The sequence below is a fragment of the Staphylococcus sp. HMSC069D12 genome (assembly GCF_001810405.1).
GTDB lineage: Bacteria > Bacillota > Bacilli > Staphylococcales > Staphylococcaceae > Staphylococcus > Staphylococcus haemolyticus.
Genome location: NZ_KV801089.1, coordinates 1 through 18552, shown reverse-complemented (window position 1 = coordinate 18552; position 18552 = coordinate 1). Strand labels below are relative to the sequence as shown.

Below are 18552 nucleotides of genomic sequence, written 5' to 3'. Positions count from 1 at the left end.
TTTTACTTAAATAAAACTAACATGTACACCTTCAGGTGCAATTTGCTGATTATCTGTTGGCGTTAATTTACCAGTATTTGTGTCTCTTTTAAAAACTGTAATTTCATAATTCCCCTCTTGATGAGCACAAACTAGATAGTCATCTGATTCAGTAATATTAAAATCTCTTGGGAATTGGTCTCCACTTTTAACGATTTCTACAGGGTTTAGTCCCGCGCCATTCTCTGTAATCGTGAATACCGCAATACTGTCATGACCACGGTTACTAATATATAAAGTTTGTTGATCATGCGATAAGCGAACAGCCGCTAATTTAGTGTCATCATTAAAATCTTCAGGAACAGTTAAATGACGTTCTAGTTCTTCAAATTGACCATCTTTATATTTAGCTACGCTAACATAATTAGATAATTCATGAACAATGTAGGCATATTCACCATTATTGTGAAATGCAATATGTCTTGGACCATCTTGATCTTTAAATTTAGAAACTTTGTATTCTTTAAGACCTTCATTATTGAATTCATAAGTTACAACTCTGTCTGTACCTAAATCAGTAGCTACAACATATTTGCAATCGGGTGTTTCATTTATATAGTGGACATGTGAATGCTCTTGACGCTCATGACTTCCAAGTGGATAGTCGTGATTTAATTCTTGAATTAACTTAATAATCTCACCTGTATCTTTATTCAATTGATATATTCTAGCGATACCAGCGCCGTATACTGCTTCAAATAAAAAATTGTGGTCTGATGATACCGATATATAGCAACCTGTACCCTCTTCAGATTCTAAGCATTTATTAATTAATGTTAACGAACTAGAAGCTTCTTTTTTAAAAGCAGCTACCCCGCAGTGTGCGCCTTCTTTAGTGATTGCGTATAAATAATCATCTGTTTGAGCAAGATAAGTAGATGCTTCAATCTCATAACCAGTATTAACAGAACTAATTTGTCCACTATTTTCATTTAATTCGAATAAGTAAATACCTTTACCTTCTTTTTTTGTGTATGAACCGATATAACCCTTCGTCGTCATCAGAATACCTCCTATTGTCTAATTACCTTTATTTTATTAAAAGATTGGTGTCTATGACAATTATTCTTAATCATTGTTTGAATTTATTGAAATAAAAAACCAGTAACTCCAAAACTGAAGTCACTGGTTAAATTAATATTATTACGCGTTATTACTTTCGATATCTGAAACGATTTCTTTAGTTTTTCTTTCGATATCTTCAAAGTCTTTCTTGAAGATGTAAGCAAATGCTACAACACCTACACCAACTACTACTGATGTAATAACTACTAAGCTTAATAAGAATTTGAATAAACCTTTAATTAAATCCCACATGTATGTTTCACCTCTAAATAGATATAAGTATGTTTACAATTTTATATATTATCATACTTACTGTTATGGTTAAATAGATACCTTTTTTCGTCTTATAATAATAACTATAAAATAAATTTCAAAATTCAAAAACTTCATAAACTTTCAATTGTAAATTAGTTTAATACAACCACCAAGCTTTTACTTTATTATATACTTTTAAATATGCGTCCTTAAACATAGTACCCCTCCTTGTTTTTTAAATTTTTCTTGCTATCATGTTCAGTATAATAATAATTATATTAGTTTTCAATTAGTGCTATTTTACAATATTTAGAATTTTCAGGAGGCCTTCTCATGCAACAAGTGAAATCAGATATAATGACGTTTAAAGGATCACATTATGATTTAGGGGTCAAAACAGCGCTATGGCTAAAACAAACGCCCTTATTGCAAAATCGTGAACGTGAATGGAAAAAACGTATGCCCCGATTTGATATAGATGTTAACGAAACGTATCAAGTATTTCAAACATACGCTCCAGAAATATGGGAAGAGTTAATGGGTATGCAAGAAGTACTGAACTTACCTACAAAACAAATGATATTAAATTTTGCACATTACCGCTTCACGGATTTAAAAGAGAGTGGATGTACTGTATTTCAAGGTAAGGATTTTATGGTGCGCAATTATGATTATCATCCTGCCACATATGATGGGAGATATCTATTATTCCAACCTAATGACGGTGGGCTAGCGCAAATTGGGCCAACGTCTAGAGTGACAGGTCGTATGGATGGTATGAATGAAGCTGGTTTGACGATGGGCTATAACTTTATGCATCGTAAACACCCCGCTAATGGCTTTGTATGTTATATGATTGGTCGTCTTGTTTTAGAATATTGCAAAGACGTTGATGAAGCCGTTAGATTCTTGAAAGAACTTCCTCATAGAAGCTCATTCAGTTATATTTTAATGGATAAAAAGCTTAATCACGCAATCGTTGAGGTTACACCACGTTCTTTTGATGTCAGATATGATAAAGTATGTACAAATCATTTCGAAATCTTAACGCATGAAAATCGTAATTACACAAAAGAATCACGTGAACGTTTAGAACGTACTGTCTCACAAACTTCTCAAAGCTTAGATAAACATACAGCTTTTAAATTATTTAATGATCCAAAATTCGAAATATATAGCAAATTATTTAGAAGTTGGTCAGGTACGATACACACTTCAATGTATGAACCGCAAAACTTAACCGCTTGGATGACACTAGGTGAAAATCAAACACCCACATCAATAAATTTTCAATCCTGGTTAGATGGAAATGAGTTAACTATCCAACAATTTAGCGGTCTAATTGATACCGATTTAACATTCGCAAATCATTAAAAAAACGACGAACTTTTAAATCGTTCGTCGACTATATAAGTGATTGCCTCTTATTGTGTAGGCAATCATTTTACTTTATTGTGATATCTTCTTTTACCGTGTAAAATTCAATTACATTATTACTATTTCCTACCTTACCTTTATTAAAAGATTTATTTTCAACTTTTGCCTCTCCTGTACCTGGGTGTAATTTTAATAAAGTATTTTTAGGTTCATCTTTATAGTCCAAATGAATATAATCAAGCTTACTTGATCCTTTTACATCTGTTTCACTATTCATGTTTGTGAAATTAAGATAACCAAGTTCACTTACAAATAACGATTTTTTTATCTTTGAATTATTTACTTCGACGTTACCTACCCCTGTCTTAAATTCACTATTAATGATATCACTGTTTTTAATTTTTACTCCACCAGCATCGCTCTTGTAGGAAAGATTATCAAATTTTGAATTTTGAATTTTTAAATATTTGTTGTCTTGATAAATCGAACCTTTCTTAACGTTAATGCCATCAAGATTCACATTTCCAAATCCTGAATATACATCTAAATTATTAATACTTTTATTTGGAAGTGTAACTTCAATTTTTGATTTACTTTGATTAAAAGGATTAATATTAACGCTATAACCCCTCTTGTCAGATTTATGCTCTTTTATGTTTAATGTATTTTTTTTGCGATATACCTTAACATCATTATCACCATAATATTTAACACCACAATGTTCTCCTTGCTTAATTGTGACTTCTGAATTATAGCTGTAAATATCTAAATTATTCATTTTCACATTACTGTATGCTCTATCATATTTTAGCTTTTTAAATTCATCTTTATCATGCACAAACCAGACTAAAGTTGCTGCTAAGAAAAATCCTACAAATATTACTATGCCTGTTATCATTGCTTTCTTCATTGTTTAATTCTTCCTTTAACCGTTTGGATATACCAAGTTAAATATTTTAATACAAGTCGATATAAATTTTGTGTAATTTTCATGGTAACTACAAATAAGACGATACCTAATCCGGCATATGAAATGCTAAATAAGAAATTGCTAAACGAATCAACAATCCCTTTAATGATACTCATTGATATTATTATTAATGGAAGAGAAATTAAAAAAACAGAGAATATAAACACAACAAACAATAACGCTATAAATATTACAATAGGAATGATGATGAAGAAAAAAGAAAGCACGCCAAGACTTAATGAAGCCATTATAGCCCTAATAATATTCGGTAGGTTAGGTGTTACTTTAGCATAGGATATTGCTTCTTTGGCTTTAACTTCTTTACCTATATCATGTGGTTCTTTTAAATCCGATATAATATCTTTTTCTGATTTCCCTTTCGATTCTTGTTCATAGAAATGATTTTCATAATCATCCATGAGTTTATCTTTTTCTTCTCTTGGTAATTCATCAAGTTCTAATTCAAGTTCATTTAAAAAGGTAATCTTATCCATTATTTCACTTACTTTCTTAATTGAATTATCTCTATCTTAACGAAAAGTAGCTTATTTTGATGTGCATTGTAAAAGCATCACTTTTTAACGACTAAAAAATTCAATTCGTTTAACCACATTATCTTTATATAAAATGGACAGCTTCATATGGTGCTCTTTATCAACATAAATTAACGCATCATATCCTTTACCTACTTTATCTTTACTATAATTATCACCTAAATAATTGATTGCATGATTCACTCTATCTCCAATTTTAACACCGAAGTTGGTTGTTACATCATGATCATTAATCAATACAATCCCTTTTACTGTTTGGTGTTTATTTTTTACTTTTACAGTTAAATCTTTATGGTTTTTATCGTTATAGAATTTGTATCTATCCAACTTTATGTGATGATTTATCTCATAATCATTTTCATTAAATGGTTCATTCAATTGAATATCATTTATCTTCACTTCAGTAAGATCAATTGTTTTTTCATTTTTATAGATTGTAAGACACGTAACCACTATAAAAGCTATTATTGTAAAAATACTAAGGATTATCCATCGATTTTGAATGCGCAAACGTACCACCACTTCTATTCTTATTAACTTAAATATATCATAACCACTTACTGAGAAACATCTAAACCACTACAATCATTTCTTACAGAATTGTAACGTTGCTTTAACGTTCTTATTATTGTGATAAAACTAATATATTTTAAGTTTTATAATTATTCTTTCTTAGTAAAAATTGTTATAATGATATAAATTTAACGGGGAGGTTTTATTTATGGCTAATTTAGAAACATATTTTAATAATAGTCAGCCACTTGATGAATATATCGATAGCATGACTTTGAATAAAGATAATGTATTAACAATTTACAATGCATTCACACTACCTTCGTCTGACGATAGAATCAATCAACTTAAAGATAGTTCTTATTCTAAAGTCTTGGTTATAAGTGAAGATTGGTGTGGTGACGCTATGATGAACTTACCTATATTAAAGCGTATAAGTGAATCACTACAGCTAGAAGTACGCGTATTCCATAGAGATGAAGACACAAATCTCATTGATCAATATTTAACAAATGGTACAGCACGTTCGATTCCAATCTTTATCTTTATGAATGATCAATTTGAACAGATAAGTGTTTGGGGCTCTAGAGCTCGTGAAGCTCAAGAATTTGTTACTCAACTTAGAGCTGAAAAACTACCACCTAAAGATGCACACAATTATGAGGATAAAGAAAAAGAAGTACATCATGAAATCGTTTCTAAATATAAATCAGATACTGACTTATGGAATCAAGTTTATAACTCTATAATCAGTAAGTTAATGCTATAAAAGCATATAAAGTAAGAGGGTAATAAAACAAACTTTGTTTTACTACCCTCTTTTTTGGATATCAATTTCTTGGCATATATTATATATCCCTTTTAGCTGCATAAGCAATATTCGCAATGAATAAAATAACAATTGATGCTAAAGAAATAAACCATTGCCAATTTGAAAATTTAATACTATCCGTTTGAGATTTCTCAGTTAAGTAACTAAACGGAATATACTTTAATGATTTTTGAATTTTTTCTCCCCAGTCAGGAATCAAACCAATAAAAGGTTGAATAAATGGAACTATAAATACTAAGAATATACCTAGTGTAAAGATTACTGCCGGTTTTTGAACAATTAATGTAACTAAGAATAAGAGTAAACCAAAGAACAGTAAGAAGATAAGATAGAACCAAATGTTCGTTAAGAACTTATCTCCGTCTAAATTTTTTCCATCAGTAAATGCTTGTACTAACATTAATGTGATATATGTGATGAATGCAAAAATGAATGAAAATAAAATAATTGAAATTGTTTTAGCAATAATATATCCAATTCTATTTTTCACTTTATTCATATAAAGTTGAATCGTACCTTGTGAATAATCACGTGTAATTGTCTTAATCACTACTAACAAGCCAAAGAATAAGAACATCCAATTTGCCATAGATAAAATAGATGAATAATTTACTTGATCATTATTTCGTGCCATTAAGAACGTTATTAATCCTAAAACTAACCAGATTAAAATTAGTGCTATATATGTTAAGTAGCTTTTACAAAAACTCAATATATCATATTTAACTAATTGTAAACTTCTCATTTATTTGTCACCTCTTTGATTAATATTAAAGTACGTATCACGAAGCGAACTTTTTCTTGTTTCAATATACTTAGGATATAAATCTTTTTGTGCTAAAGATTTGAGTAATTGTTTATAATCTTTTTGTGCTTTAATCATTATTTCTCCACTATCTTTGTGTGATTGAAGCACGTTAAAATGTTCTGTTAAATAGTCTAGTGCTGTATTAAATTCACTAACTTCAAATTTAATCGATGTATGATCTTGCGCACTACCATCTTTCATATTGACATCTTGTACAAAATTTCCATCACGTAGAAAGACAGCTCTATCACAAATCAATTCAATATCTTCCAATTTATGACTTGAAATTAGAATTTTCATTTCTAAATCATTCACTAATGATTGAATAGTCTCTAATACATCAATTGAACCATCTGGATCCATACCGTTTGTCGGTTCATCAAGAATTAGATATTTGGGTTTGTTCATTAATGAAACTGCTATCGCAAGTTTTTGTTTCATACCCATTGAATACTTTTTCACTTTTTTCTTAATGTATGGTCTCATACCAAATGCGTCAATGATTTTATCTGTATATTCTTTGTCGAAACCTTTGCCTAGAACTTGAGCAAATAATTTCAAGTTATTTAATCCTGTTTTATTATCATATAATTTCGGATGTTCAATAAGATAGCCAACGTTCTCGTTATCATTTAATTGAACTTTCCCTTTAAAATTAATAATATTGCCATTCATGACTTTCATTAATGTTGTTTTACCAACACCATTTTTACCAATTAAACCTACAATTTTGCTATTTCCAAAATCAAAATTGATATTATCTAAAACATTGTTATCTCCATATGTTTTTGTAATATTTTCTAATTTCATATAGGCCCTCCTTTATTTTCACGCTGAATTATACGTCTTAATTGAATCAAATAATTTATAATCATCCAAACAATACTTAAACTTAATAAACCATAATTGTAATATATGCCAAAGATATTATAAGAAATATGATGATGAAAAACGAATGCATTAATTAGTGTAAAAACCATTGTAATAGCGAATGGAAAAACTAACATCATTATCAAGATATAAGGTGCATATGATATCCCTTCGCGTTTCTTTTCAGTATTCCTACTAAATGCAATTGGAATACTGAAAAAGTTTACAAATATAAAAGCAATCGCAGTTGAGTATCTTAAATCCCCAAAATCAATATTAGATGATTGAAAATTGTACAAAGCGATAATAAAACCACCAAAAAGTGTTAATACGATACAGGTAATGTAATTCGCATTAAGCATGTCTTTTTTAGAGACAGGTAAACTTTCGTAAAATAAATATGAACTTTTACCTCCTAATCTTCTATGTAGTCTAAACAAGTGTCCAGAGTCTAATATGCTAACCGCCATTAATGTGATTGCAATCGGTGCATAGAATAAAAAATAAAGTTCTGTTTTAGAAAATACGAAAGCATATAACGGATTTAATAGAAGTAACAAGATATAAATGGCAATCGTTATACTCCTACATTTAAAATTTCTAATAAGTAATTGCTTCATTTTATCAACCTACTTTGCTGAAAATCTTGTTGATTGTCATTACTTTTAGACTTTTCGATGTAGATCATAAGTTCTTCAATCGTAGGTTGTTTAATATTAACTTTTTTTCCGAACAATTCTTTAAAAACTTGTGCCTGTTTAGTAAAACCAACAAAACCTGTCGACTTCACTTCTTTATAAAGGAACAAGCGATTTAATTCCTCGTCTAAATCTTGATTATCACCTTGTACAATTGAGTATTGTTCTTGAAGTTGATGACGAAAACCTTGCATAATAATTTCTCCATCTTTTATATGTACAAGATAGTCAGCAATTTTCTCTAAATCCGAAATAATATGGGTTGAAATAAATAAAGTCTTATGTTCGTCGAGTAATTCACTTTGCAAAATTTCTAACACTTCATTACGAACAATAGGGTCTAACCCCGCAGTTGGTTCGTCTAATATAAACAATTCAGCATGGTGACTCAAAGCTAGTGCTAAAGACAATTTCATTTTCATACCTGTAGAAAAATGTTTTATTTTTTCATTGAAAGGTAAATTGAATTTTTCTAAATAATTTTTAAATGCTTGTGAGTCCCAATCGGTATAAAATGGTGAGACCATTTTTTCAAGTTTTTTTGCAGTCCATTGTTGGTTAAAATAAACTTCTGAATAAACAAAACCTATTTTATTTTTTATCCATTTCGGTTTGTTTTCTATTTGTTTACCAAATATTGATATATGACCATGATTAGGTTCTATAATATCCATTATCATACGAATTATCGTTGTTTTCCCTGCCCCATTAGCCCCAATGAATCCAGTTACAAATCCTTGAGGAATACTGAATGAAAGATTGTTTATTGAAAATACACTACTTTGTAACGACACATCTTTTACTTCAATGACATTCATTCTTCTTCCTCCTCATAAATTAAAGCTAGTATTTCTTTTAATTCCTTGAGAGGCATATCTATTGTTTTTGCTTCTTTAATCATTAATCGAGCAAGATTTTCAATTACAAAGAATTGCTTTTCTTTTAATATGGAACTATCTTGTTCTTTAACAAATGTACCTTTTCCTCGGACAGTTGTTACGAATCCCTCTTTCTCAAGATCTTCATAAGCTCTTTTAGTTGTAATTAAACTCACCTGTAAATCCTTTGCAAGCTCACGCATCGAAGGTAAGTGGCTACCAGCTTCAACATAACCCTTTAAAATATTCTCTTTTATTTGTTGTTTGATTTGTTCATAAATGGGTTGCTCACTGGTGTTCTTTAATATAATTTTCATTGATGTCCCCCTTTAATAACTGTATATAAATAATATACACACTATATACACGTTTGTAAAGGAAACAATGAAAATACTTATATTAGTTGGTATTAAAGCTACAAACTGTATATACATTATAGATACAATTCTTTTTAAAAATAAAACTCTATATCTAACGTCAAACGCTAATATAGAGTTTAAAAATGTTATTTTCTGTTTTTCTTTCTATCATTATTACGATTAATAAAAGCACATATGATAAACATAATTGCTGCTAATAATAATTTAACCCCTTGATTCTCGTGTCCTGTAGCCTGTAAATAATATCCAATAACAAATAAGATAATTGCCAAACTAACGAAAATCTTAGTTAAATGTTTCATCATAATCAACACCTCAATACATGTATTATAACAAATTAAAATTATAAATTTGCTTACTAAATACATTTAAAATTGAAAATATTAATCCATATGTTACAATTTAATTGTATCCACGAATTACATTACACAACCCCTAACTTGTGACGGCAAGTTAGGGGCTTTTGTGTATGGTCATCTATTTATCTTTCCACTTAGATTCTAACCAAACACGGAATATAACGAGTATACCACCCGAAATTAATGTCACCATACCATCTAATAGCCACGACATTACACTACACCTCCAAATGAAAAGTGTCATATCTTATGATGACCTGACATTATTCTAACATAAAACACGAACAAATGTTCTATTTTTTAAAAACTCAACTCTCAATTCTTTGTAATCATTATAGGAACACTTTATCTTTAAGTCATTTAAAGATAATATATTATTAAACACTAAAATAAAGTGAGGTTAAATAAATGAACCCATTAGCACAAAATTTAAATAATCAACTTGTTGATCATTGTCCAGAAATATTAAGTATGCTATCAAATTTAGGTCAATCAATGTATTATCCAAAAGGCATTTTATCTCAATCTGCTGATGCTAAAAGAACTAAATATAACGCTACAATTGGAATGGCTACTAATAAAAACGGGAAAATGTATGCTGATACTTTATTTGATGTCTATAATCATTTATCTCCAGATGAAGTCTTTCCATACGCCCCACCTCAAGGATTAGAAGCTTTAAGAGATTTATGGCAAGACAAAATGCTAAAAGAAAACCCTGATTTATCCAAAGAGACAATTACTAGACCTATTGTCACTAATGCGTTAACTCATGGATTATCTTTAATAGCTGATTTATTTGTAGAGAGTGGAGATACTGTTTTAGTACCAACACATAATTGGGGTAACTACAAATTAATTTATGAAACACGTCATTCTGCAAATATTGAGACATATTCAATCTTTAACCAAGAAGGACATTACACAACAAATGATTTAGTTAATACTTTAGAAAATTTCAATCAAGACAAAGTCATTTTAATTTTAAATTATCCAAACAACCCTACCGGCTATACACCGAACAATGTTGAAGTTACAACTATAGTTTCAGCGGTTCGTTCACTAGCTGAAAAAGGAACAAAAGTGATAGCTGTAGTAGATGATGCATATTATGGTTTATTCTATGAAGATGTTTATCGTCAGTCTATTTTTACTTCACTAAATCAAATTGAATCAAGCAATATTTTACCAATTCGTTTAGATGGTGCTACTAAAGAATTCTTTGCGTGGGGGCTACGTGTTGGTTTCCTCACATTTGGATTAAATAATAATGTTGCTAAAGAAGTGCTAGAAGCGAAAGTTAAAGGTTTAATAAGAAGTAATATTTCAAGTGGACCAATGCCTTCTCAAAGTGCTATTAAATACGTTTTAGAAAATCATGATGAATTTGGTAAAGAAATCCAACAAAATATAGATACATTACAAGAAAGATATGAAGTTACAAAAACTGTTGTTTATGATGATAAATACAAAAATCATTGGCAAGCCTATGATTTCAATTCTGGTTATTTCATGGCAGTCAAAGTCAATGGCGTAAATCCTGAAGAACTACGTACGCATTTAATTAACGAATATTCAATCGGTATTATAGCGTTAAATGACTCAGATATCCGTATTGCTTTCAGTTGCATTGAAAAAGATGACATTCCACATGTTTTTGAATCAATCGCAAAAGCAATCGATGATTTAAAGTAAGAGATTGATATAAATAAAAAAAAGTAATTAGGATGACATTGAAGAAGTATTTATATTCGATTTATTCAATCTATCGAAATTAAAAATAACTCGAAAGCTGTGATCTAAATGGTAATTATTTTTTCAATATTGCTTATTATTACATTAATCTCCACTTCGTATTATTTGTATCTTTACGCTTTTACTTCGAAAGCACATGTACCCAAAAATTTATATTTGTTCATAGTATCACTCATCCTATTTATCTTATTTGGAGCATGGTTATTAGATTTATTATAAATTTTCGGATTATAGTTCTTAATTAAAAGACGAGTCTTGGGTTTAATTCCTAGACTCGTCTTTATTTTAGATAATATGGTTTTTCAAATTGTTATAATCTTTCGAAAGTTAAGTTATCTTTATATTTCTGTTTCTTCCATTTTCTAATTTTAGTTCTAAATGACTTAAATGGTGCTACGATGTTAATGTGAATCTATTTCCAAACTGGCCATTTGGAAGGCGTTGATGAAGCCCATTGCCTTTTGCGCTCTCAAATAATGTAACATTATCTAAACTTTTAATTAAATTAATAATGCTATCTACTTCCTTATTGAACTGATTAATAAGTTGTTCTAATGTGTAGTTTGAGTACGTTTTATAGAATTCTTGATATAATCCTCCTAAATTATTCCACTTATAGTCAGGACTTGGGGTTACAACTGGTATATTTTTTATTATCATTCTCCCACGATTGAATTAAATTTAACCATCCAAGCTGGTATGCGATCATCTGTGCAGGTGTTCTATCGACACCAATTTTATATACATCCTTATCTGATTCTGATACATCACTAAATTCATTAATAAAAAGTTCAGCTCTCTTACTAATTTCAAATATTAAATCATCTTTATTTGAATAAGTCTGCATGTTATCACCGCCTAGCATTTATATATTTATTATATAATATTTCATTAAATTAAAATATGTATTTATCAACTATATTAGAACTTAAATTATTGGTATATTTATTGTTAAAAAGCTTCACCCCCACTAAAACCGATTATATAATAAAATTTCTTTTTTAATTTACTTCTTAAATTTTCTATTGTGATAGGATTTGTGAACCAATAAACCTCCGCTTTGTAAGAAATAACAAGTCAATGCTTAGTAGCATTAATGTTTTCCTTGTATTTGATTTTTCAAAATCAAAATTACTATTTTTTTAATAATGTTCTTAATATAGGTCTTCAGTTTATTAATCTCATCTTATTTCCTACTAACATTATACAAAAACCTTAATTATAGACATAATATGTACTTTCTATTTGTTAATTTGTATTGTGTACCACTTAAAAAGTAGTTTTTAATAATTATCAAGGAGGAAATCCAAAGTTTTAGTAACATCAGTATTAGCCGGAACATTATTATTTACAGGGGTCGGAGCAAGTCAACATGTACATGCTACTGATAGCGTAGTAAATGCTAACAATGCTACTAATATCGCTGTTGAAGTTATGAATAAAAATGGTAATGATGGCCCTAGATTAGAAAATTATTATGATGTAGAAAATAAAGGAAATTACTATTTAGTTCAGTACGGAAATAAATCTGGTGCTGGAACTGGAGCTATAAGGGTTTATAAAAACGGTGATGTAACTAAAGAGAGTGGATACAATGCTACTATTGACAAAGGTAACTTTACTTATATTGGTAAATATGAATAGGACAAATCTTTGAATAGCCAAAAGCTATCTAACGATAATTATCAATCAGTTCAAAAAAACTACATCAACTGATGACATCAGTAATATAACAAATGAAAATAACATTTCATTAAACGAATCTAAATCAACTAGTAAATCTTTATCAGAAACAGGTAAGCAATCTAATTATGGTTTAATTTCAATTGTCGCTTCTATATTATTTGCAGCTGGTTCATTAATAGCATATGGGAGAGTTTCTAAATTTAATTAATTATTATCATAAGATATTAACAATACTTATTCGGGGGATCATTTATAAAACGTAAATTAATTTATTTTATCTCAATTACTGGCTTAGTATTATTACTTGCTGCATGTGGTAATGGACTAAAAAAGGAAAATATTATTTTGCACAGAGTAGTGGTATTGTCTATTTAAATGTCGACATGGTTTTAAAAGTTCCAAAAGATAATGCCAATACAGCTAAATTAACATATGGTGGCGAAACATTAAAAGTTACAATAAAAGGTGGAAAAATGATATTTACTGATGGTAATGATAAAGAAAGTATAAATTATAAAGTTGAAGAAAATGGCGAAACTATCAAATTAGATGGCGGAGAAGGTCATAATGCTATATTTAGAAAGCAATAATCACCCAAAAATCCTTTAAATTTGTTTCAAAGCCATTTTTATTTGTTTTTTAGTCATATTTTAGATAACATTATTAAGTAAAACTTAAAAATATCGAAACTTCATATCAACAATAAAAGGGTAGCTCTTTCAGCTACCCTTTTCATACTCTATCATAATATATATCGTTTTACATCATGCCTGGCATTAAGGGCAGTATGAAATAGATATAAATCACATACAAAAAGCCTATTAAATCAGCATTTTGCATTCTTTAAACATTCATTTTTTTTAATTTTTTCATTTCATTATGACCAAGTTATGACCACCAATTATTTCACACACAAACCTTTATAAATATATTTACAATAATTAATATGTTTATCCATAGAATGATTTCTCGTTGCAATATAATGCTTCTCTCAGCATCTTATATCACCTAACAAAGTTAAGTGTAAAACGTTAAAATTGAAAAAACACAAGATATTTGTGCACTTTACTTTTAATAAATTTCTAGCTACATCTTTTTTGAAATGTTTTATTTTAATACTCAATTATCAGTAAATTTTTAAGCTGGTTTATATTCCATAATTACTATTTTATTGTTTAGCCTTTTTTTCAGATAAGGTATATATCTACAATACCCAAAGAGCCCCCACCTTTTCTTATGGTAGTCAAAGTAATTATATTCATTTATAACTTTCATTTTATTTGGTAAAACTTTATCCAATTCATTTAAATCATTGTATCCATATTTAAAAACAGGTTGTGAGGATAATTTTGATACAGATTTATGTCTTTTTGTATTATTTGCAATTGTTTTTGAGCAAAATTCAATCGCAAAGGCCAAATTATGATCTCCAAACTTTTTAATAATAGTATGTAATAATTTAGTCATTACACTCTCATCAAAATACATCAATACACCTTCAAAGATAAACAATATATTTGACTTACTATTAAAAAATTTATAATTTTTAACATCTTCAATCCAACTGTAATCCAGCATTGATTTAGCTATCATCTTATAACTATCTGTTTCTTTAAAAAATGTTTTTCGTATTTCTATTGATTCAGGTACATCTAAATCTATCCACGATATTTTTTCTTTATTAAATCTTTGAAACCTTGTATCTAAGCCACAACCTATATTGACCACAATCAAATTTTTATTATCCTTGATAAGTCTTTTAGTAACACTATCTATTATCACAGAACGTATACTAATTCCAATTTGAGACATGTCATCACATGTAACATTTTTGTACATATCATCTAAACCATCAAATATTTTTTTAGATAGTGCGTCTTTTATTATTGGTTTTTCGTATTCGTACTCTTTTGCTCGAGCTATCAAAGGAATTAACATTGATTCGGGAATTCCATCCAGTCGTTTCATTTAATCACTCCTTAAAAATATTATTATTAATACATTAGAAATTTTTATAACTTATTTCTAGTGAGATTTATTTAAAATTTCTTTTTTTAATTTACTTCTCAAATGTTCTAATGTAATAGGATCTGTGAACCAATAATCTTCTGCTTTATATGAAATTACATGTCCTTTTTTTACAGCTTCAATATTCTGCCATGTATGTGTTTTTTCAAAATCAAATTTTCCGTACGAAGGTTTACTTAAAAATATATAATCACCAGCATATTTACTAATATTTTCTTTTGAAATGGAAGCATAACCTTTTTTATCTTCTTGTAATTTATCTTTATATTGCTTTGTCATTGGCATACCGAATGCATCATGAACAATATCCAAACCACGACCCCATGTAGAGTTATATATGTATATTTGCTTTTCATCTGGTTCAAACACAGATGCTGTTGCTTGACCAACTTTACTTTGAATTTCTTTTTTATCTTTTCTAGTTTTATCTTCCCACTCTTCAATCCATTTTTTGGCTTTATCCTCATTATTAGTCAACTTGCCTATTTCTTTTAATATTTCTTTATGATTGTATTTATTGTATGTATATGGGACTGTTGGCGCTATTTTTTGATATTTTTTAATATTTTTATCCATAGCATCTACAACTATTAAATCTGGTTTTGCTTTAGCAACTTTTTCAACATCGTTTTCTCCAATATAATCAACCCCTTTTAAATAAGGTTTTAAGATTGAAGAATCTTTAGTTATATCTGAAACAGCAATTGGTTTGATTCCTAACTTTATAAAATCACCAACATAAAATCCAGTTAATACAGCAACTCTTTTAGGTTTCTCTGGTACTTTCAGTGTTTTACCATTTTCAATTTTATAGTCTATAGTCTTTGTCGAGTCACTTGTTTTATCGACAGACGCTGAACACGCAGTCAAAATAAATAAACTACATAATAAAATTCCAATTAATCCTTTCATAATATCATCCTTTCGTTTTTAATTGATATTCATTTTCAATTATAGATTTTTAAAAATAATAGTCAATACTTATACCTATCCTACTCGATGATATGAATGTATTTCGTTAAGCCATAATTAACTTATACATTGTTTTTAACGTGTGAGAGAATTTTTATTATCACATGAAAGCTTTTTGATATAGAAGTTTGTGAATAAAAAATAGGCAAGTACCGAAGTACCTGCCTAGAAAAGGATCATTCACTTTTTATATTCTAACTGATTTTTCCCCATAAGTCACTTAATACCTGACTAGTTGGAACAGAACTATTCCATGTTCTAATAGGCAAGTAATAACGTTGCCCCTCCCGTTTATATAATACCCATAAATAATTTTTATATAACTAATTTATGTAATTTTACAAGGCTCAAAATTGAGTTCTGCAGTTAAATTCATAAACATTTAGTATGGAATTTTAGTTTTGCTGTTTGATGTTATGTGTATTTTGGTGCGTTCTGGTACAGGTAAGTTAGCTATTTCCGATAAAGCTCTCAGACCTAAATGTTGGTACATACCAACATCTTTAATTTCTTCAGAAACTTTAATGAAACGATGAGCTTGTGTTCTATCTAAGTTGATATTTTTCAACCAATTACCCAATTCTCCATGTGCTAGGTCATTTTCTTTCACATGCTTCAATCTTCGACCAATCTCGAAAATCGATTAACCAGCCTTTGATGATGTCGAATTTAACAATGTAATATATACATTTTGCATACATAGTTATTAAAACTCATTCCCCACTGCAACACAGGGCGTTTCTCAGCGTCCTAAAATACAAAAAACGTCACTCGTAAGTGACGCTTGAAACGATATATTTAACTTACCCGTATGCTAATTAATAAAATACCGACTAATACAATGTTTTTTGCTATTAGTAACTGATTGATAGGTTGTAATCATCATTTTATCTTTATTCATTTTACCATGCTGACTTGGTAAAACTAAATGTTGTGGATCAATACAAACTATTTTTATTTCGTTATCAATCAAATCGTAATACCAATATACTCTTAAACCCTCTTGAACATCAAGTAACCCTCTAATATCTGTTTTCATTAAGCCCTTTATATTTCTAATATCTTGTTGAGTATATAAAGATAAAATTGATAACATTCTCTCATCATAATTTATATTCGTAGCTTCATCGGGGTTATTTTTGACTATGCTTATATTTTCACTGAAATGGGTTATAGCATTGATTTGATTTTGTTGTGTAAAATCAGAAATAAAATTAGTAAATTTCAGATCATTATTTTGTTTTGAATACTTTACTTCTTCATTAAAAAAAAACAACTTCTTTTACTTCAGCATTTCTTAACTCGATTTCTACTTTGTCAGTTTCAAATTCATTTCTAGTTGGTAAAAAATCTTTATTAACTATTTCAACGTGAACGTTCTTTTTTCTTTTTTTAGAAGTAACATTACTATTAAATCTAGGCATTTACCAATCCTATATATTCCTTAATAATTAAATCGTTATTCATAATTTCTTGCTGAGTAATTTTATTTTTCCACTCTTCATCTTCATGAGAACGTTCTACTAAACCAAAATCACTAATTTTTAAAGTACTCTTAATAATTTCTCTCAAATATTCTGTAATTTCCTGCTGCATTGTTTTATCTTCTATTTCAAAATTACTCATTGAAAAGTCTATGTCATTATAGCCAAGACTATATTTATTGTTCTTATATACGTCTCGAATAACAGGGCCGTATTGCCAAGCTTCAAATTGAGCGTCAAATAAATATTCAGGCAAGTTTAAACTTTCACTTTTTGTAACTTCATATTCTTTACTTTTAGATAGTTGCCCATATGAAGCACCATAATATGCAAATAAAAAGTATAATGTTTTTTGTAGTCTTAAAGGAGAAATGTTTTTTATTTCTTCTTTCATTAAACCAATTATATTTTCAACTGTTGTCAGGTATTTTTGCTCAGCCATGATAAACTCCTCCATAATCAACACATCATATTGAACATAAAAATAACAGTGACTATACACTGTCACTGTGTATACTTTCTATAATTGGTACACAAAAACAGTATATATCTTTGTGTGTATTCGCTAAGATGTGTTACGCATTTGCAACTCTTATTTATAATATAGAGCATTTCAACATTTTTTACCATACATCCACTCAAATTTGTCAACTTAATCTGAAATTGCGGAAAGAATTTAGATAAAATAAACCACCACCTATTTGAAGGTAATGGTTTCACATTAATCCTCTAACGGTATATCATCAACAATCATTGTTCTGTTAGGGTGTTGCTCATGTAGTTCATCTAGTGCTTTCTGTTTTTCTTCTTCCTCATCATCCGGCCAATCACCAATGTTTACAATAATAGGCGTGTCAGTGGATAATTCTTTTTTATCAGTAAATAACTTATGATACTTACCTAACATATCCCTAGCACGCAATCTATCACTAGGCTTAATAGGTATTTCCACCATTTCTACATGTTCATTGTAAACTAAGTTCATTTTGTCGGTGTCTGGGTTGCGTTGAAACTCCCCACGCTTAACAA

The 18552-nt window shown here is 29.0% G+C and carries 23 protein-coding genes and 4 pseudogenes; 5 read left to right on the top strand and 22 right to left on the bottom strand.

The genetic code is table 11. From position 1 onward, the window contains the following. Positions 1 to 6: 6 nt before the first annotated feature. Both HMPREF2737_RS00760 and HMPREF2737_RS11395 read right to left on the bottom strand, forming a co-directional pair. Entirely contained in the window at positions 7 to 1041 is a 1035-nt protein-coding gene (locus tag HMPREF2737_RS00760; protein WP_037551185.1) for a 6-phosphogluconolactonase, read from the bottom strand. A 141-nt stretch (positions 1042 to 1182) separates the two neighbouring features. Further along, the gene (locus HMPREF2737_RS11395; protein WP_011275337.1) at positions 1183 to 1356 is read right to left on the bottom strand and encodes a hypothetical protein; all 174 of its coding nucleotides are present in this window, start codon (positions 1354 to 1356) and stop codon (positions 1183 to 1185) included. A gap of 336 nt (positions 1357 to 1692) precedes the next feature. Here HMPREF2737_RS11395 and HMPREF2737_RS00755 point away from each other — a divergent pair, with 336 nt between their 5' ends. Beyond that, complete coding sequence (locus HMPREF2737_RS00755) at positions 1693 to 2733, top strand: C45 family autoproteolytic acyltransferase/hydrolase (protein ID WP_037551187.1); 1041 nt, start codon at positions 1693 to 1695, stop codon at positions 2731 to 2733. A 70-nt stretch (positions 2734 to 2803) separates the two neighbouring features. On the opposite strand, the gene HMPREF2737_RS00750 is transcribed toward HMPREF2737_RS00755, so the two are convergent. From HMPREF2737_RS00750 to HMPREF2737_RS00740, 3 genes are all read right to left on the bottom strand, one after another. After that, positions 2804 to 3646 (bottom strand): DUF4097 family beta strand repeat-containing protein, encoded by an 843-nt coding sequence (locus HMPREF2737_RS00750; RefSeq protein WP_037551189.1) that lies wholly within the window; start codon positions 3644 to 3646, stop codon positions 2804 to 2806. Next, positions 3643 to 4200, bottom strand: coding sequence for an HAAS signaling domain-containing protein (locus tag HMPREF2737_RS00745; protein WP_037551191.1), 558 nt, complete (start codon positions 4198 to 4200; stop codon positions 3643 to 3645). Before HMPREF2737_RS00745 ends, HMPREF2737_RS00750 begins: the two co-directional genes overlap by 4 nt. Before the next feature lie 84 nt (positions 4201 to 4284). Next, on the bottom strand, positions 4285 to 4770 hold the full coding sequence (locus HMPREF2737_RS00740) for a hypothetical protein (RefSeq protein WP_037551195.1): 486 nt from the start codon (positions 4768 to 4770) through the stop codon (positions 4285 to 4287). A gap of 211 nt (positions 4771 to 4981) precedes the next feature. On the opposite strand from HMPREF2737_RS00740, the gene HMPREF2737_RS00735 reads away from it, so the two are divergent. Continuing rightward, positions 4982 to 5542 (top strand): thioredoxin family protein, encoded by a 561-nt coding sequence (locus HMPREF2737_RS00735; RefSeq protein ID WP_037551197.1) that lies wholly within the window; start codon positions 4982 to 4984, stop codon positions 5540 to 5542. A gap of 79 nt (positions 5543 to 5621) precedes the next feature. Here the strand turns inward: HMPREF2737_RS00735 and HMPREF2737_RS00730 are convergent, their stop codons facing one another. The 7 genes from HMPREF2737_RS00730 to HMPREF2737_RS11695 form a co-directional block, all read right to left on the bottom strand. Further along, positions 5622 to 6350 (bottom strand): phenol-soluble modulin export ABC transporter permease subunit PmtD, encoded by a 729-nt coding sequence (locus HMPREF2737_RS00730; protein WP_037538020.1) that lies wholly within the window; start codon positions 6348 to 6350, stop codon positions 5622 to 5624. Beyond that, complete coding sequence (locus HMPREF2737_RS00725; protein ID WP_011275330.1) at positions 6351 to 7223, bottom strand: phenol-soluble modulin export ABC transporter ATP-binding protein PmtC; 873 nt, start codon at positions 7221 to 7223, stop codon at positions 6351 to 6353. Beyond that, on the bottom strand, positions 7220 to 7903 hold the full coding sequence (locus tag HMPREF2737_RS00720) for a phenol-soluble modulin export ABC transporter permease subunit PmtB (RefSeq protein WP_037551199.1): 684 nt from the start codon (positions 7901 to 7903) through the stop codon (positions 7220 to 7222). Before HMPREF2737_RS00720 ends, HMPREF2737_RS00725 begins: the two co-directional genes overlap by 4 nt. Further along, positions 7900 to 8799: a phenol-soluble modulin export ABC transporter ATP-binding protein PmtA gene (locus HMPREF2737_RS00715; RefSeq protein ID WP_037551201.1), complete on the bottom strand. Its 900-nt coding sequence runs from the start codon at positions 8797 to 8799 to the stop codon at positions 7900 to 7902. The genes HMPREF2737_RS00720 and HMPREF2737_RS00715 overlap by 4 nt, the downstream gene beginning before the upstream one ends. Further along, positions 8796 to 9176, bottom strand: coding sequence for a PSM export ABC transporter transcriptional regulator PmtR (locus tag HMPREF2737_RS00710; protein WP_011275327.1), 381 nt, complete (start codon positions 9174 to 9176; stop codon positions 8796 to 8798). The genes HMPREF2737_RS00715 and HMPREF2737_RS00710 overlap by 4 nt, the downstream gene beginning before the upstream one ends. 188 nt (positions 9177 to 9364) lie before the next feature. Further along, positions 9365 to 9541 carry an SE1626 family protein gene (locus HMPREF2737_RS00705; RefSeq protein ID WP_029376652.1) on the bottom strand — a complete coding sequence of 59 codons (177 nt, stop codon included), beginning with the start codon at positions 9539 to 9541 and terminating at the stop codon, positions 9365 to 9367. 175 nt (positions 9542 to 9716) lie between these two features. Then, positions 9717 to 9812, bottom strand: a complete 96-nt coding sequence (locus HMPREF2737_RS11695) for a Trp-rich small protein (RefSeq protein ID WP_011275325.1) — start codon at positions 9810 to 9812, stop codon at positions 9717 to 9719. 194 nt (positions 9813 to 10006) lie between these two features. On the opposite strand from HMPREF2737_RS11695, the gene HMPREF2737_RS00700 reads away from it, so the two are divergent. Further along, positions 10007 to 11293 (top strand): aminotransferase class I/II-fold pyridoxal phosphate-dependent enzyme, encoded by a 1287-nt coding sequence (locus tag HMPREF2737_RS00700; protein WP_037551203.1) that lies wholly within the window; start codon positions 10007 to 10009, stop codon positions 11291 to 11293. Positions 11294 to 11746: 453 nt separating this feature from the next. Here HMPREF2737_RS00700 and HMPREF2737_RS00695 read toward each other — a convergent pair. Together HMPREF2737_RS00695 and HMPREF2737_RS11950 are read right to left on the bottom strand one after the other, a co-directional pair. Further along, positions 11747 to 12200, bottom strand: a pseudogene (locus tag HMPREF2737_RS00695) (ClbS/DfsB family four-helix bundle protein). Positions 12201 to 12304: 104 nt separating this feature from the next. Beyond that, positions 12305 to 12483 (bottom strand): annotated as a pseudogene (locus HMPREF2737_RS11950) (hypothetical protein); the annotation flags it as partial. 304 nt (positions 12484 to 12787) lie between these two features. Between HMPREF2737_RS11950 and HMPREF2737_RS00690 the strand changes: the two are divergent. Beyond that, positions 12788 to 12997, top strand: coding sequence for a hypothetical protein (locus tag HMPREF2737_RS00690; RefSeq protein ID WP_052071615.1), 210 nt, complete (start codon positions 12788 to 12790; stop codon positions 12995 to 12997). 425 nt (positions 12998 to 13422) lie between these two features. Further along, the gene (locus HMPREF2737_RS00685) at positions 13423 to 13629 is read left to right on the top strand and encodes a hypothetical protein (protein ID WP_037551205.1); all 207 of its coding nucleotides are present in this window, start codon (positions 13423 to 13425) and stop codon (positions 13627 to 13629) included. A 547-nt stretch (positions 13630 to 14176) separates the two neighbouring features. Here the strand turns inward: HMPREF2737_RS00685 and HMPREF2737_RS00680 are convergent. From HMPREF2737_RS00680 to HMPREF2737_RS00655, 8 genes and pseudogenes are all read right to left on the bottom strand, one after another. Beyond that, positions 14177 to 15007 carry a class I SAM-dependent methyltransferase gene (locus tag HMPREF2737_RS00680; RefSeq protein ID WP_002445384.1) on the bottom strand — a complete coding sequence of 277 codons (831 nt, stop codon included), beginning with the start codon at positions 15005 to 15007 and terminating at the stop codon, positions 14177 to 14179. A gap of 57 nt (positions 15008 to 15064) precedes the next feature. Continuing rightward, a complete protein-coding gene (locus HMPREF2737_RS00675; RefSeq protein ID WP_002445383.1) occupies positions 15065 to 15979 on the bottom strand; it encodes an iron-hydroxamate ABC transporter substrate-binding protein in 915 nt (304 codons plus the stop codon). Positions 15980 to 16233: 254 nt separating this feature from the next. Next, positions 16234 to 16344, bottom strand: a pseudogene (locus HMPREF2737_RS11690) (hypothetical protein); the annotation flags it as partial. 77 nt (positions 16345 to 16421) lie between these two features. Then, positions 16422 to 16649, bottom strand: a complete 228-nt coding sequence (locus HMPREF2737_RS00670) for a DUF3102 domain-containing protein (protein ID WP_070650030.1) — start codon at positions 16647 to 16649, stop codon at positions 16422 to 16424. Between the two features lie 204 nt (positions 16650 to 16853). Further along, positions 16854 to 17315, bottom strand: a complete 462-nt coding sequence (locus tag HMPREF2737_RS00665; protein ID WP_256277608.1) for a hypothetical protein — start codon at positions 17313 to 17315, stop codon at positions 16854 to 16856. Next, positions 17302 to 17463 (bottom strand): hypothetical protein, encoded by a 162-nt coding sequence (locus tag HMPREF2737_RS11685; RefSeq protein ID WP_256277607.1) that lies wholly within the window; start codon positions 17461 to 17463, stop codon positions 17302 to 17304. The genes HMPREF2737_RS00665 and HMPREF2737_RS11685 overlap by 14 nt, the downstream gene beginning before the upstream one ends. Then, positions 17456 to 17965 (bottom strand): Panacea domain-containing protein, encoded by a 510-nt coding sequence (locus HMPREF2737_RS00660; protein WP_002492698.1) that lies wholly within the window; start codon positions 17963 to 17965, stop codon positions 17456 to 17458. The genes HMPREF2737_RS11685 and HMPREF2737_RS00660 overlap by 8 nt, the downstream gene beginning before the upstream one ends. A gap of 279 nt (positions 17966 to 18244) precedes the next feature. Further along, positions 18245 to 18552: pseudogene (locus HMPREF2737_RS00655) on the bottom strand (terminase small subunit); the annotation flags it as partial.